Below are 14,392 nucleotides of genomic sequence, written 5' to 3'. Positions count from 1 at the left end.
TCAGATCTCCTCTCCAGGGAAAAACTCTTGAAGGAGGTCCTCGCCCCGTTCGCCCAGGCCCCGGGCCAAATCCTCGATCTGTTTAAGTGCCAACGGCGACGGTTTGGCGCGACCGTTCTCCCATCGGTTGATGGTTGGATAGGTCACGCCGAGCTTGGCCGCGAATTTTTCCTGAGTGAGCCCCGTTCGTTCGCGAAGTTCACGGACTAATCGGGATATGTCAGCCTGGGCATTCAACGTTGTTCTCCTTTCAGATCCGACGGGGACCTGAACGAAACAAGGTTCATATCACGCTCCCCAACAGATGATATATCATACAATAAAACGGAGCGATGTCAATAGCGATCTCCGCCGAGGGATTCTCAGGAGTTCAGAAAGAGTTGCGGGTTCATCGCCAAATTCCGCCAGTTAGCTCTTTGAAGCTCCCAGTCCAGCGATCCCCCGCCACATAGAGCCAAGCGGGAAGACCGGCTCCGTTGACTTGTGCCGGTACCAGGACACGGCGGTAGAGGCAGGGACCGCCGGGGTGAAACCCCTCCAGCCGGTCGATGGCCAAAAGGCGGGTTTCGGGATCGTCGAAGGTGAGAATCTCCCCGTACACGGGGCCCCAGGGCGCGCCTGTGCCCTTCTTCGGGAGCCGGTCGGGGGTTGGCTCGGGATTGGACATGCGGGCCGTCACGTGCGCTTGTGTGGCCACGTCGGCGAGCGGGTTGGTGGTCCCGACGGCGAGGATATCCTCCTCCGGGACCTGCAGGACCGGGATTCCAGAGGATGTCTCGAAGAGGCGGCCGCGGACCAAGGCGTCATCCACCGCCAGGACTCCCCGGCAGAAGCGGTTGTGGTTCCAGAAACCGCGCTTCAGTGTGCCGTAGACGAAGAGTCTCAGCATTCCGTTTGTGTTCGGCTTCAAGGGTTCTGTTGGGTTCATTGCCTGGTTCATGAGGTTCATTGGAGTGTCTGTCATGGCTCCGCGCCCTTTCTCTCCTGGGCGACGAACTCGAAGGGCTCCACCGAGTACGCGGCCAGGTCCTCGCGCCGGAACACCACCAGGCTCATGGGCGGGACCGCAATCTCACGCCAGCCTTTTTCCTCCGCCAGCACGGCGTCGAGGTATGCGGGGTCCGAAGCGTAGAGAACCGCTTTGCGGCGGGGATGCCAGCGTAGTTCCAGCGGTCGGTTGCCCTTGAGCACGATGACGGTTTGCGGATCGGTCCGGCAGGCGATGACGGCGGTGATCTGACCCCGACAGCGTCGGAGCCGGGCTTTGAACCGCTCGATATCCATGGCCCCGTCCCGGGCGGCGTTCGCGGCCAGGCGGAACAGAATCTCGCTGTCCACCTCGGCGAAGCGCCGCATCTTCCAGCGCCGGAACAGGTAGTCGGCGTTGTAAATGGTGCCGTTGTGGGTGCCGATCACCTCCCCGGCGCGGATCGGGTGGTTGTTGCTGTTGACCCGCTCGTCCCCTCGGGTGCGCCACCGGGTATGGCCGAGCAGAAGCGTGGCGCGGTTGTTTATGCCGGCCAGGAGTTCGGCGAAGGCCTTGTCCGTGACGAACCGCTCGGCCGTCACCGGCCGCTTGAAGAGCCGGTGTCCGCCGTCGGTGTCGAGCCATGCCGCGCCGGTGGCGTGTGGTCCGCGCTCCTCGCTCAGCAGCAGCAGGCGGGTGAAGAGCCAGGCGAGATACTCCCGCTCCTCGGCGCGTCGCCGCTTATTTCCGAAGATGACTCCCGCGAGCCCGCACATCAGGATTTCCCTCCCTGCGGATCGACGATGAACCCGCGGAAGACGCCCTCGGCATATTCCTTCGGGTGCTCCTCGATCCAGCGCGCGGCGTCGGGCCAGCCGAGCTCCCCGGCCAGCCGGGCGACGACCGGTCGGTCGAGCATGTTGGTCTGCCCGGAGAGCCGGACCGCGTCGATGCCCTGCCAGACCAAGGCGGGAATCGGTATCCGCGCGGGTTTGTCGTCCTGCACCTCGGCAAGGCCGTGTTTGATCACGGCATCCAAAAAGGATGCGGCCTTTTCCTCAGGCGTGTCGCCCCGGACCGCAAGCTCGACACCGGCGAGCATCTTGGCGTTGCGCAGGACCATGTCGATGTAATCCTCGAGGTCCCGCTGGTCGGCAAAGAGCGTAGCTCCTTTCATAGCCAGGACCACGTCGGTCACCGTCGCCCCGGTGAAGATTTCGCCGTCGCCTTCCAGCGGCTGACCATTGAGGGCGGTGTTTCGAATCAGCACTCTCATGACGCGCCTCCTTGCGTCCCGCCGGTCTCGTCCCCCAAAAATGCCGGAGGCCGGGTTTCGGGCCCGGCCTCCGTGAGGGGTTCCGCTTTGTCGGCGGGTTGTTCATTTGGTTTCACCCTGCCGCGTTTGAAGGCCGAGTCGCCCGGCAGGGCGGCGATCAGATGTTTGCGCGCGGTCTTGAACTCGTCGCCGATGAGCCCCAGGTGGAGCAGGAAGACCCGGAAGTCGTACCGGGCGCTCTGCGGGTCGAAGGACCTCTTGCGGCTCGATGCGGCCCGGCCGTTCAGCGCCTTGGCCGCCATGGCCAGGACCAGTTGGATGTAGGCTTTCACCTTGCCCGCGTGGAGCGTCCCTTCGAACCAACGGAACTCGACCGTGCCCCGGTACCAGACGTTGTGCAGGTTCACCCCGTGGTAGCGGGTGCTGTCGTAGTGCTGGGGCTGCCGGTTGTGGTAGCCGTACCAAATGTGGTTGAGCTGGTCCCTGGTCCTGGGACGGCGGCGCTCGATCTGTGCGATGAGATCGTCGCTCACCGGTTTGCTGTAGTTGCGGCGGCGTGTCTCGTTCACGCCCAGGGCGGTGAGAATGAGCGCTTCCTGTTTGTAGACGATCTTGGCGAGGTTCGCGAGGGTCCGGCCGTCAAAGGCCGTGGCGTCGACGTGGACGTGGATGCTGCAACGGTCGTCCACCTTTGCTCCGCAGGCCCGCAGCGCCCGGACGACTTCCTGGAGGACGGGGATGTCCTCGTAAGACAGGACGGGGCTCACCACCTCGGCCCGCAGGTGGACCGGCACATTGATGAGCGAGCCGTCGGACACCACTTTCCAAACCCGTCCATGGTCGTCGGTGACCTCCCAGGGGTCGAAGCTCCCCGGGCTGCCGATGTGGCGGACCTGGCCGCCCACCACCGACTGGATCGCCTGGGCGACCCGCTCGCGCGTCCGCTTGACTGTCTCGATCTCGATTCCGAAGTTGATCCGGCGTAAGTCCATGGTCTCTCCTTGCTTTCTGTAAGCCCGTTCCCGGCAAGGGATTGGCTCTTGTGTTCACACACATACAGGCTTCTTTCCGAACAGAAAGCAAGGCGAATTCGACACATAACCCCTTTGATTCCAATGGTTTATGTACATGGAAGCGTAACCTGCGGAAACACGCGGGAATACGGGATTTCCCGGCAACCGAAGAAAAGTGAGGTGTTCCGGAAATCAGGTCTGCTTCCAGATCGTCCCGGTGTGTTTCTCCCACTTTCCGCCGCCCGCGAGGTCGGTGTTGAACCACTCGTCGCCCATGGACGGGGCGGGGATGGCTGCGTCGCGCTCGGCCTGGGTGCCGACGCCACGCCGGACAGCTTCCCGCGCAGTGAGACCCTGGCTGAGCCGGTCCGGGCCGAGCAAGTCACGCCATCCGAGGGCCGGTGCCCGCAGACGGGAAACGAAGGTCCGGTAGGCGGTCGCATCCTTGGCCGCGTGGTAAAGGAGCAGCGAGCCGTCGGCGTCCCGGACCAGGCTCGGCGTGTAGCAGCGTTCGAGGAACGGCCCGCTGCCGTTTTTGAACACGGGGTTGATCTCCGCCTTGCGCCAGTGGACACGGTCCCAGGACCATGCATAGCCGATCCCGGCGTTTCCCGCGGAGCCCCCGGAGTAGAGCATCCACCATCGCCCGTCGGGAAGCCGCTCGACGTGGGCGGCGGAGACGTAGCCGTTCACGCCTTCCCAAGGCTGCGGGTTGATCAAACCGGAGAGGATCGGACCGTTTCCGATCAGTTTCCATTCGACGGCATCGTCGGAACAAGCCAAGCCGAGGCTGTCGTTGCCGCCGGTCGAGGCGATGAAATACATGGCGTAGCGCCAGGTGAAAGGTCTTCCTTCGACCGAGGTGGGCAGCGGGTTGTACCAGAGGAACGACGGACCGTAATGGCCGCGGTTCCAGACCTGGACGCTTCCCTCGGTGACCAGGTCGCCGGCGCACGGGGTGTCCCACGTGAACGCGGCGGGGTCGACCGACGGATCGCAGACCGCCGTGCGCAGCCCGGCCATGGCATAGGGCTGGTTGGGAACGTCCGGATTCCAGTAGAGGATGCGCAGCCGGGCAGCGGTCTCCAGGGCGCAGACCACGTGATAGCCGTTGACCGCGATGCCGGTGACCTTTTTCTCTTTGTCCCAAGCGAGCCCGTTGTCGGAGAAGGCGCAGCTCATGCCCGCTCCATCGCCGTAGTAGGCGATGAAGTTCCGGGGTCGGGTCCCGTCGTGGAAAGCGCCCGGGAACCGGAGGACGCGGACATAGTAGGCACGAGCGGCCGTCAGAGGCAGAACGTGCGGGTAGCGGTGGTCGAACACCACCGGCGGCAGCCCCTCGGGCGGTTCCGCTCCCGATGGGACCAGCAGCAGGCCGAGGTCAACGGCGCGCAGCAGGTCCGGGGTCATCGCCTGAACGACGGCGGCCTTTCCGGGCCCGAGCGTACCCGTAAGCCCTGGCAGTTCCAGAATCGTATCGGTGTTGCTCTTGATGGTGATGCTCATGGTTGGTTCCTCCCGGCCTGCGCCGCAAGCGCCGCGGCGGACAGGTCTTCATGCAGGTATCCGGCGTCCATCAGTTCCCGGTTGATCCGCCCGGCCTCGATCTCCTCCCGCTTGATGCGGGCCATGAGTCCGGCGAACGCCTCGGCGGCGTCCGGCTCAATGCCCTGCCGCTCCTCGATGCGCCGCAAGCGGGCGTCCAGGTTGGCGAGCAGATCGAGGGTGTGGTCCCGGAGGATTCCGTCACGCTTCTCCTGTGGTGATGGAATGAACTCGGTCAATCCGCCTTGTCTGCGAACGATCATGACGTCCCTCCGATCAGCTCAGCGTCGCACCGAGGGTGTGAATCCTCGGGTACACCAGGTTGTTGCCGGTCATCTCCGCCTTGTAGCGGACCCTGTTTCCGTTCGGGTCGGAGAAGGTTCTGGTGAGCGTGTACTCCGTCCACTCCTGGTCGATTTTGCGCGTCGTCAGGATCGACATGGCTTCCCAGGTCGCGCCGCCGTTATTGGAGGCGAACCAGTTGATGGTCGTCCCGCTCGGGATGTTCATCTGTGTGTATATTTTGGTGGATGAAACGCCCTGGGTGAGCTCGTTTTCCCGATTAAGGTACTTTCCCGTGGTATTGTTGAGATAACCGATGAGGTTCACATCCTTGTAGATCAACGCCGGAGAGATGTTGGCGGCGTTGCTGGAAAAAAGCGCCCGGACCAGCACTTGACTTGCCAAGTTGGGGAGGCGCTCCTCCTCCGCGGGCACGATGGCGTCCCAGAGGACGCCGCCGTCGGTGGAATACTCCCAAGCGATGCCGGTGCCTTGAGGGACGGATGAGTATTCATCCAGGTTCAGATCGCTGAACTGTACGCCGGTGATGGGCTGGAAGCGCACCTCCCCGCTGGGCTGAAAGTCGTAGCCATAGATTTTCATGGTGAGATCGGAGCCGTTGAGCGGGGTCCAGGTTTCGGCGTTGGAGCTTTCGAGGAGCACGCCGGCCGCATAGGTCTGCCGGGTGATCACGCCGTTTTGACCCAGTTGCCCCAGGGTGGCGACGCGCATGCGGTAGTTGCTGCTGTTGGTAAGCAACACGACGGCATAGCTGGTTCCCGCCTGCGCGTAAAACGGGTTGGCGAAGACGACCTTGGTCTCGACGTTCAGACTTACGTCGCCAGGGGCCAGGACCTTTTCAGCGAAAATCACGCCGTTGGGCAGACCCGTGGTGACGCCGCGGATTTGAACCGTGACCGGGATGGAGGGGTCTTTGGCTGTGAAGTACAGTCCAACACCGGAGACCACCTTGTCTTCGGTGAAGCTGAAGGTCTGGGCCAGAGGATCGTTGCGCACGGTGACGATCTGTGTGCGCCAGACCACCTGAACCACGGGCACGCGGATGATGCGCTCCTCGACGATGCGTTCGATGCGGGTGATGACCATCGGATCGTTGATCTGAATGCCGGCTCGGGCGGAATAGAGCCCGTCGGTCATTTCCACGATGCGGTTGCCGTTGCGCACGTTCTCGGGGATGACGAAGGACGCGCTCACGCGGCCCGCGGTGTCCGCATGGACACCCGACGCCACCACCTGGCCGTCGCAGCGGATGGTCACGTTGTTCGCGTTGGACTGAAAGTTGGACCCGACCACGGCGATCCCTGTCTGGCCGCGCCTGCCGATGTTCGGCGTGATCTCCACTGAGGCATCGGGTTTCTCGAACACGGCGTAGGGGTTGATGTTCTTGACCTCGGACCAGTCGGTCTGCTCGACGAGCACACGTTCCGTGGCCGGGAGCAACGCGAGGCTGCCCTTGAACAAGGCGTTGCTCGCCGAGGGGTTTACCGTGAGCACGGTGGCCGAGGCTGTCCTGGCCGGTGCGGCGAAGCGCCGGACCCGGTCGATGCGGGCGCTCCACTCGCTGTGATAGATGTCGGACTGGGCGTCGTTCGAAAAGTCGTCGGAATAGACGCCCTTCTTGGTCTGGGCGTCCCGGTTCTGCAGCTCGTTGTTCATCTGGAACTGGGCGTCGTTGTATTTGAGGTCCTCGACGTCCTTGATGATCTCGTGGATCTGGTCCATGGTGACGCGGGTCAGGCCGAAGTTCTGGACCGTCAGGTCCACCGAATTCGGCGGACAATCGACGCTGCAGAGTCCGAGCGTGCCTTCCGGAACGATGGGCAGCTTCGGCCAGTCCGCCGGAGCGCCTTCCAGCCGCTTGATCTCGCGGGTGGTGGCGTAGATGATGTCCCTGCGTCCGACATAGTAGTCGTAGTCGATGCTGCAGTTGGAGCCGGCCACCGGCTCGTCGCCGATATTGGCGCGGCCGAAATTGATGATGGAAAGGTTGCCGGGCTCGACCTGCACCGGGGACATGGTCAGGCCGCTCGTGTTGGAGGCGGGCGGGTTGCCGCCCACAACCTCGTCCACGCCATCGTCGGTGTATGAGGTAACCCCGGCGGCCACGTCCTTGAGCCGCTGAAAGTCCGCGCGGGCCGCGTTTTGCGTGCCGCGATAGATGCGGTAACCGGTCGCGCCGCTGACCGGCAGCCAGGAGAGGCGGTTGATTTCACCGGCCGGGGTGTCGCGCGAGACGACCTTGGCGGGATCGTACGGGGTTTCGCCGGCGGCGCTCTGCGCGGTGACCAGATAGAAATACTCGTCAGCCGCGGGATGGCCCGAACGTCCGAACCAGCCTCCGTCCACGTAGTCCGTCCCCTCGATCATCTGTTTGGTGTAGGTCCAGCGGACGGTGTAAGTCGTGCCGATGGCGGGCTCGTTGCCCGAACCCAGCCAGTCCACGTAGTTGCCGGACTGCTGCCAGTCCGCTCCTTCCTGAAAGACCGTCGCGCCCTGGCTCACCTCGATGATATCCACTACCGGGTTGGGAACGAGCAGGTCCTCGCCGCCCCCGACGGAGCCGCGGGTGATGTTGGAGACGATCTCCACGATGGCCTCGACCTGAGTGGTTTCCTTGAGAGGCGTGTTGTTGAGGGCATAGCGCCGGGTGCCGACCACGTAGGTCTTCTGTTCACCCCGGACCGATTTGACCGCAGTGGACTTGGGCACCAAGGTGGTTGTGGGCAGGTCTTTCTGCAGGCGGAACCCTTGGATATAGGCTCGGCCCGCGTTGGTGATCACCTCGACGTTTTGGCCGTCGTTGTCGCCGATGAAGCTGTCGAGTCCCTTGACCAGATAACTGCCGGCCTGGTCGTAGGTCCGCTCCGCAAGGTTCTGGAGCAGCGAGTTCAGCCCCTCGGCGGCCGCGAAGGCAAGCTGATCCTCGGTGATCGACGCCACGGTGATGCGGCTTCCGGGCAGTGTCCCGAGCAGGTCCTGCAGGTAGAGGTTCGATTTTTCGCGGACGGTCGCCGTCACGTCGCCGGTTTCGCGGTCGAACTTGTGGACAGCGACCACCTTGCGCTGGGTCACGTTGTTGGGCAACGCCTCGCCGCTCGTGTCGTGATTCTTGAGGGATAAGACCCACTTCTCACGCTCGGCGGTGGGTTCGCCGGTGGCGGGGTTGATGAGCGCGGCGTCCTGGTTGTAGCCGTAGTTGTACTTGAGCAGCTCGACATAGACGTAATCCGCGCCGCTCGTCTTGGCCGGGTCGTAGGTGAGCACCGCGCCGGGCACGCGCTCCAGGCAGCCGTCGATGTAGACCAGCCCCTCGGCCACGGTGAGCACGTTGGCCGCGACCGTCACGCCGAAGCCGCTGACGATGGCCCCCTCCTTGAAGAGGATGTCCGCGAGCTTCCTACGCTCGTTGTTGATGATGTCCTGCTGCTCATTGAGCTCCGAGTCGAGCAGGTCCCGGTCCTGGTGGTAGCGGACCCGCTTGTAGTTTTTCGCCGGGTCGAACGTATCGCGCGAGATGGACATGGTCTTTCCTCCTAAATCTTGATGACCCCGACCAGCTCCACCCGCGTGTCCGAGGTCTTGTTGAAGTCGGGGATGTTCTTCACTTCGTACAGATAGCCGGGATCGAGCACCTCGCCGGTCGGATTGGTGTCCGGGTGGTAAACGCCGTTCGCCGCATAATCGGACTGGAGTCCGGCGATGTAGGCCACGTCTCCGCCGAAGAATCCGTATTCCCGGATGGTGATGCCGTTGGCTTCGTTTTCCTCGAAGCGGAAGAAGACGCCGATGGTCTGGGTCTCCTCGCCGGTTTCGATGTAATGGATGCCGTTGACGATGAGCGTTCCCTCCGGGTCTTCCTTGAGAAAGGTACGCTTGTATTGCTTTTTGCGGGCCCGCTCGTTCTTGAGCGCTGTTTGGTCGATGTCCGGCGCGGGCGGATTGACGGGATCGGTGAACGTGGCGTCCCCATCACCGATGGCGCAGTGGGTGATGCCCTCGATGGGGTCTCCCATGAGCAGCCGGGCGGTGAGGATGCGGCCCGTTTTGACGATGAGTCCAAGTGACATTGCTATTCCTCCTTCAGGTCTGGATCGTGTGGCCTTCGCGGATCAGCACGGCGAAGACGGTCTGGCGCACCTCCGCTTGACGGGCTGTCTCGCGCACCACAAGCTGTTCCGAATCCGCCGTCCGCTCGATCTCGGCGAACACCGCGCAGCGGGTATCGCTCCGCCGTTCGACCGGCCGGTGAATCCGGACGGCTGCGTCGGAAAGGGTTGTCGGGAAACGGACCACCCATCCCCGCAGGTCGAAGCTCCGCAGGACCGGCCGCACGATCACGGTCTGGATGTCGGCGGGGGCGTCCACCTCCGCTGTGATCCTCAAGGCCGCATCCGTGTCGCGTCGGATTGTCCGCGTTTCCGATGCCGCGCCGACGGCCTCGAAAACGACCGCCGGGAAGGCCGGCATCCGGGCGCGGTTCATCGGAACCACGGGGCCCGCGAAGGGCGCTACGGCGAGTCGATTTCCGCTACGGATTGCCACGTCTCAACCTCCCGGTGATTCTGTTCGCCTTGCCGACGTTGCGGACCACCCGGAACATCGGGGTCAGGCGTCCGGCGTTCGCCTCGATCTCCTTTTTGTTGCCTTGCCTCATCGCCATGGAATCACTCCTTCACCGCGCACCAGCCCGGACCGGACAGGTTGAAAACCTTGTAGGTGACTCCTCCGAGATCGAGGACATCTTCGGAGTCCGTGATCCCGCCGCCGTGGGCGTAGACCTCGATCAGTTCGCCCCGCAGTTCCTTGTAGGCCGCCGTCGTATGGGCCGAGAGCCACGGAAACAACGTGATGAGCCCCTGGCGCTGATCGGGATTGCTGGCGGTTTGGAAACCGCCGTGGGCCGCGCCGCAGGTGCCGGTCTGGCCGGTCGCGCTCGCCCAGCCGTCGAACTTGTTGATGGCGTAGAAGCTGCCCGGGGACTGGTAGTGGCCGACGATGACCGGTTGCGGGTCCTCGCCGATCTTCGCTCCGAGCGCATAGGCTGCGACGAGGCTCGCCAAGGTGATGGTATTGGGAAATGCGGCCGTATCCAGCGCCGTCACCTGGACGCGTTCGATTCCCGCGTTGTCCTTGATCAGGTAATTGCCCCCGACCCTGAAGATGGAGGCGTCGTTGACCTGCAGCGTGACCCCTGAACCCGGAGATGCGGCCGACTGCGTGACGGCGACGGCTCCGGACCAAAAGCGCTTCAGAAGGCCGCAATAGTGGCCGTAGTAGACGGCTGCGATCTTGGTCACGATGAAGACGTGATCCCTGTCCGCGTAAAACCAATACAGGAATGCGGAAGCATCCACGGTCTTGATGTAGGTGTAGCTTGTGTGGAACGCCTCTTTCACGCCCGTGTGTGTGGCCGCGTCCCAGTACAGGTAGGCGCGGACCGCAATTCGGTCCACCGCGCTGTCGTTTACGAACCGGAGGAAGATGTCTTCGGCTCCGCTCTCTCCCGCGGATGCCAGGACGTAACTGGGCTCCGCGTCACCGGAGCGGTCGTCCCGAAGCGTCCAGCCGACCGTTCCCACGAGGAAATCTTTCAGGCGGACGAGGAAATCCGCGGTGTTTGAAGCGGTCCCGGATGTGCTGTGATAGGCCATACGTTCCTCCTACAGGATCGGGTTTTCCGTGCCGGTGAGCCGGAGTTTGAGGTCGGTCTTGTTTTGCACCGGCGTTCCGGACGGCACCGTGCAGCGACGCCAGAACGAAAGAGTCACGTCGTGGGCCTTGTCTCCCAGGTTGAGAGGCGCTCCTCCGACGGCGGTACTGAGACCCGCCTGTGTCAGGGCCAGCGCGTACCAAGCCGACTCGTCGCCCCCGGCGATATCCACCGGTTCAATCACCAGCCCGGTATAGTCGTACCCGGAGTAGACCGCGGCACCCGAATCGTGGGCGGCAGGGGTTGTGCCGCCGTAGCCGCGTTCCACGGCGAGGACGGTCGTCCCGCCGCCGCTCAGGATGCGCATCTGTTCGTCGTCGACGATGATGATTTCGCCGTCGGTGAAGCGAGGCGTGGAGAGCTGGAGCGAGGTCGCCCCCGATGCCAGGGCCGCGGCGAGGGTCGTCTGTTCGTTGGCCACGAACAGCTCCTTGTCTTTCGCTTCCCCGTCCGTGCCGTTGTAAGTGTCGTCATCGGGATTCGTGAGGTCCCCTTCGGATATCCTCTGGGTCAATATGATGTCTTCGTACAGATGTATCGCCATCGATCTCTCCTATGCCGCCGGCCATTGCGTGACCGTGTATTGGTTCGCCGCCGCCTCGAAACCGGCGGTCGCCTGGGCGTGATCGTCCCGCTGGCGGAAACGCCAGCGAAGGCAAGGCTTCGACCTGCGGAAGCCCGATCCGTTGAGCGGCATCGAGCCGAGCCGCATGGGCCGGGTCCGGTCCACCGACAACAGCAAGCCGGTGTGGTTCAGCCTGCGGCGGTTGAGCAGGAGCGTCTCCACGCGTCTTCGGCGCGGAATGCCCGTGTCCACGTCCATCTCGAAGGATGCGCGGGCCTCGGTCACATAGGCGTCGGTCAGTTCGGCGAGGTTGAGCGCCTTGTTGTTCAGGGAGAAGCCTGGCCTGCGGGCGCGCCAGCGGTCTACGATGTCCCATGCGCCGGATACCTCCGACCACTGAGCGTCGGCGTAAGCGGCGATGAAGAGGTGACGGCCCACGGCAGCGCCGGAGACCTTGTCGTCCCTTCCGAGCCTCGAATGCCCGACGCGGAACCAATGGGAGAGCCGTGACCGCTTCCCGTACCGGTGCGTGCGGCGGTCTCCCGCGAGGTCGGGCGCATCCTGGACGGCTTCCGAGAGCAGATCTTTCTGCCGGAACTTGACCCGGCAAGGCTGCGCGGAACGGTTCAGGCGCGAACGATTCAGTTCCTGGCCCGCCAGCCGGATGAACGAGACGCCCGGTTCCACCGCGGGCTTGGTTTCGATCTCGCAGCAAAACGCCGCACGCCGTTCGCTGATCCACAGGTTCGGCAGACGTTCGGCGTTGAGGTCTCCGGTGTTCAGACGGAACCGGGGCGAGCGGCCATGCCAGCGGGAGACGCACACCGCGGCGCGCTCGATGTCCTGCATGAGCGTTGTGCCGTCGGTGATCCGCCACCAACCCCAGGTCTTGTTCTTGCGGGTGAGATGGAAATCCGTGTTCAGGGCATTGTGGTTGACCACGAACGTTTCGTGCAGATGCCCGAGACACACCCGCTCGACGACCTTCTTGATGACCGCCTCGAAATCCGACTCCATGGACAGGAGCGAGTAGAGCCACTGCAGGAAGAAGACCCGCGTCCCCGCGGGATGATGGAAGGGCAGCGCGTCCCGGACTCCCTGGACGAGGTTGTCGCTGTCGATGCGGTAGACGCCCAGGCTGTAGATCAGCCCCGGCAGTTTGGCCCGTCCGACGACCGAACGGCGGTTCAGACGCAGCGCCTTGTGGAAAGTCTCCTCGATGCGTCCCTCCCACCCGATGTCAACGAGCGATCGGCCGATGGCGGGGATGGTGCCCTTGCGCCGGTAAATCTCCACGGCCTCGCGGATAAGCCTGCGCTGAGCGGCGGCATCGACGGTGGGATCGAAGCGGTGGCCGACGATCTCTCCGAGAAACGGCAGGAACCTCTCCTCGCAACGCCCGACGTCGAAAATCTCGGGGAAACGCTCGGCCAGTACTTTGAGTTCGTCCAGGCTCGCGGCCGGGACCTTGAGAAAGGCATCCAGATCGCCGGACTCATCCCGTTCGCGGTAGAGCGGCGGAAGCAGGTCGATGAGCTTCTTTTCGAAGTAGGAGGACATCAGGACGCCCTCCGCACGTTGAGGTTGACCTGACCGAGTGACGCGATCTGACCGGCGCGGATGTCGACGTCTTGGGTCGGCGTGTACATGCGCACGTGGCTCACGCCCCGCACGCCGTCCAGAAGCGCTACCAGATCCGAGAAATGCACCGGTTCGCCGAAGCTCATGCGGTCGAAGGCGAAAAAGTCCGCCAAGGCCTGTTCGACGAGGCTCCGGACCAGGTCGAGGTCCTCGCCGGCATAGGCGAACACCTCGGCGTCAATGGAGACCGGCCGATAGACGGGATCGAAGAGGTTGATCTCGACGGTGATGACCTTGCGCGATTCCAGGTATTCGGCGAGGTCCTGCTTGAGAAGCGCCGACGGCGGACCGCCGCCGTCCGGGGCCACAGCCAGGTTGACCTGGTAGTAGCGGATGTTCTTGCAGTCGTTGACGTCGAGAACCTGGGCCTTGGCCACGCCCGGAAACCCTTCGGCCAGGGCGAGGTAATCCTCCTTGGTGACCGCCTTCCAGAGCGAGCGCACCTCGGCCGGGGCCTGTCGGCGGGCGTGTTCCAGCGTCTCGCGGTCCGCTCCGCCGGTCGCGGGGACCGGGTTGGTGACCGCGAGAGGAACCAGACCGCCGTCGAAGTAGATGGCCGTGAGAAGCTCGGTGACGAGATGGGGACCCAGGTTGCCTTCGGCCCCGAGGGTTTCGAGGTACTCGACGCGGATTTCCGCGCCGGTGTCGGGAACCGCTCCGCGCAATCCGTCTCCGAAGACGATCCGGGTGATGTCCAGCGCGTCGGTCTCGGCCATGAAGTGGCGCGAGTCGGAGCCGCTTTCCTGAAAGTGGGATACCTCGGTCCATTCCTGGGCCTGCACCCACACACGGATCGAACCGTGAGCGATTTCCTTTCCGGCCAGGATGATCGGATCGCCCGTGTCCCCGTCGGCCGTGAAGGTCTCGGTCTTGCGTTTTCCCTGGCGCGCGCCCGCATCGACGCTCGTCCGGCTCCGAGGGATCGTCGCGTCTTCGGCCGTCTCGAACACGATGTCGTTTTCTTCCAGACGGGCCCTGCACGTCGTTCCCGCCGGGATCACCAGATCCGCGTCGAGCGGCGCGGCCAGGGAGAAACGCAAGGAGGTGGTGGCGGCCACCGGCCCGTCGAGCCGGTAGCTGATGAGTTTGCAGAGGTTGATAACGTTCTGCCGCTGGCGGGCGGTGGGCAGGAAGGCCTCCGCCGCCTGGGCGTCGAGATAGTAGGCCAGCATGTCGCCGATGCCGCAGAAGAGTTCCAGCAACACCACGCCCAGGTCGGACGCGTTGAAATCCGTCCAGCGGTCGGTGAGCTGCGGCACCCGCGCCAGCAGTTCCCGGCGCAGGGAGTCGTAGTCCTTGTTCGTGTAAGCGATGCTCGCTCTGCCCATTTCCGTTCGTCCGTTGCGGTTCGGTCACAAGTGGTCCCCCCGGA

General features: G+C 63.8%; 15 protein-coding genes. All 15 read right to left on the bottom strand.

Going from position 1 to position 14,392, the window contains the following annotated elements; genetic code table 11:
• Positions 1-237 (bottom strand): helix-turn-helix transcriptional regulator, encoded by a 237-nt coding sequence (locus tag PKC29_00465; GenBank protein HML93885.1) that lies wholly within the window; start codon positions 235-237, stop codon positions 1-3.
• A gap of 151 nt (positions 238-388) precedes the next feature.
• Positions 389-949 carry a gamma-glutamylcyclotransferase gene (locus tag PKC29_00460; protein HML93884.1) on the bottom strand — a complete coding sequence of 187 codons (561 nt, stop codon included), beginning with the start codon at positions 947-949 and terminating at the stop codon, positions 389-391.
• 11 nt (positions 950-960) lie between these two features.
• Positions 961-1,743 carry a glucosamine 6-phosphate synthetase gene (locus PKC29_00455; protein HML93883.1) on the bottom strand — a complete coding sequence of 261 codons (783 nt, stop codon included), beginning with the start codon at positions 1,741-1,743 and terminating at the stop codon, positions 961-963.
• Complete coding sequence (locus PKC29_00450) at positions 1,743-2,243, bottom strand: DUF5049 domain-containing protein (GenBank protein HML93882.1); 501 nt, start codon at positions 2,241-2,243, stop codon at positions 1,743-1,745. Before PKC29_00450 ends, PKC29_00455 begins: the two co-directional genes overlap by 1 nt.
• The gene (locus PKC29_00445) at positions 2,240-3,235 is read right to left on the bottom strand and encodes an amidoligase family protein (protein ID HML93881.1); all 996 of its coding nucleotides are present in this window, start codon (positions 3,233-3,235) and stop codon (positions 2,240-2,242) included. The genes PKC29_00450 and PKC29_00445 overlap by 4 nt, the downstream gene beginning before the upstream one ends.
• 213 nt (positions 3,236-3,448) lie before the next feature.
• Positions 3,449-4,762, bottom strand: coding sequence for a hypothetical protein (locus tag PKC29_00440; protein ID HML93880.1), 1,314 nt, complete (start codon positions 4,760-4,762; stop codon positions 3,449-3,451).
• Complete coding sequence (locus PKC29_00435) at positions 4,759-5,064, bottom strand: VrlD (GenBank protein ID HML93879.1); 306 nt, start codon at positions 5,062-5,064, stop codon at positions 4,759-4,761. The genes PKC29_00440 and PKC29_00435 overlap by 4 nt, the downstream gene beginning before the upstream one ends.
• 13 nt (positions 5,065-5,077) lie before the next feature.
• Entirely contained in the window at positions 5,078-8,626 is a 3,549-nt protein-coding gene (locus tag PKC29_00430) for a DUF4815 domain-containing protein (protein HML93878.1), read from the bottom strand.
• Positions 8,627-8,637: 11 nt separating this feature from the next.
• Positions 8,638-9,171, bottom strand: a complete 534-nt coding sequence (locus tag PKC29_00425) for a hypothetical protein (GenBank protein HML93877.1) — start codon at positions 9,169-9,171, stop codon at positions 8,638-8,640.
• A gap of 13 nt (positions 9,172-9,184) precedes the next feature.
• A complete protein-coding gene (locus tag PKC29_00420) occupies positions 9,185-9,586 on the bottom strand; it encodes a hypothetical protein (GenBank protein ID HML93876.1) in 402 nt (133 codons plus the stop codon).
• A 46-nt stretch (positions 9,587-9,632) separates the two neighbouring features.
• Entirely contained in the window at positions 9,633-9,764 is a 132-nt protein-coding gene (locus PKC29_00415) for a hypothetical protein (GenBank protein HML93875.1), read from the bottom strand.
• Between the two features lie 4 nt (positions 9,765-9,768).
• Positions 9,769-10,755, bottom strand: a complete 987-nt coding sequence (locus PKC29_00410; GenBank protein HML93874.1) for a hypothetical protein — start codon at positions 10,753-10,755, stop codon at positions 9,769-9,771.
• Positions 10,756-10,764: 9 nt separating this feature from the next.
• Positions 10,765-11,358: a hypothetical protein gene (locus PKC29_00405; protein HML93873.1), complete on the bottom strand. Its 594-nt coding sequence runs from the start codon at positions 11,356-11,358 to the stop codon at positions 10,765-10,767.
• Positions 11,359-11,367: 9 nt separating this feature from the next.
• A complete protein-coding gene (locus tag PKC29_00400) occupies positions 11,368-12,939 on the bottom strand; it encodes a phage tail protein (GenBank protein HML93872.1) in 1,572 nt (523 codons plus the stop codon).
• Positions 12,939-14,348, bottom strand: a complete 1,410-nt coding sequence (locus PKC29_00395; GenBank protein ID HML93871.1) for a baseplate J/gp47 family protein — start codon at positions 14,346-14,348, stop codon at positions 12,939-12,941. Before PKC29_00395 ends, PKC29_00400 begins: the two co-directional genes overlap by 1 nt.
• Positions 14,349-14,392 lie beyond the last annotated feature (44 nt).

The organism is Thermodesulfobacteriota bacterium (assembly GCA_035325995.1).
In the GTDB taxonomy this organism is placed as follows: domain Bacteria; phylum Desulfobacterota_D; class UBA1144; order Nemesobacterales; family UBA2774; genus JADLGH01.
This window is presented reverse-complemented; position numbering and strand designations above follow the sequence as displayed.

Bases quoted from the DNA above. Each gene is read 5' to 3' on its own strand.
- PKC29_00460 (HML93884.1), bottom strand. From the start codon at position 949: ATGAACCTCATGAACCAGGCAATGAACCCAACAGAACCCTTGAAGCCG.
- PKC29_00455 (HML93883.1), bottom strand. From the start codon at position 1,743: ATGTGCGGGCTCGCGGGAGTCATCTTCGGAAATAAGCGGCGACGCGCC.
- PKC29_00450 (HML93882.1), bottom strand. From the start codon at position 2,243: ATGAGAGTGCTGATTCGAAACACCGCCCTCAATGGTCAGCCGCTGGAA.
- PKC29_00445 (HML93881.1), bottom strand. From the start codon at position 3,235: ATGGACTTACGCCGGATCAACTTCGGAATCGAGATCGAGACAGTCAAG.
- PKC29_00440 (HML93880.1), bottom strand. From the start codon at position 4,762: ATGAGCATCACCATCAAGAGCAACACCGATACGATTCTGGAACTGCCA.
- PKC29_00435 (HML93879.1), bottom strand. From the start codon at position 5,064: ATGATCGTTCGCAGACAAGGCGGATTGACCGAGTTCATTCCATCACCA.
- PKC29_00430 (HML93878.1), bottom strand. From the start codon at position 8,626: ATGTCCATCTCGCGCGATACGTTCGACCCGGCGAAAAACTACAAGCGG.
- PKC29_00425 (HML93877.1), bottom strand. From the start codon at position 9,171: ATGTCACTTGGACTCATCGTCAAAACGGGCCGCATCCTCACCGCCCGG.
- PKC29_00420 (HML93876.1), bottom strand. From the start codon at position 9,586: ATGAACCGCGCCCGGATGCCGGCCTTCCCGGCGGTCGTTTTCGAGGCC.
- PKC29_00415 (HML93875.1), bottom strand. From the start codon at position 9,764: ATGGCGATGAGGCAAGGCAACAAAAAGGAGATCGAGGCGAACGCCGGA.
- PKC29_00410 (HML93874.1), bottom strand. From the start codon at position 10,755: ATGGCCTATCACAGCACATCCGGGACCGCTTCAAACACCGCGGATTTC.
- PKC29_00405 (HML93873.1), bottom strand. From the start codon at position 11,358: ATGGCGATACATCTGTACGAAGACATCATATTGACCCAGAGGATATCC.
- PKC29_00400 (HML93872.1), bottom strand. From the start codon at position 12,939: ATGTCCTCCTACTTCGAAAAGAAGCTCATCGACCTGCTTCCGCCGCTC.
- PKC29_00395 (HML93871.1), bottom strand. From the start codon at position 14,348: ATGGGCAGAGCGAGCATCGCTTACACGAACAAGGACTACGACTCCCTG.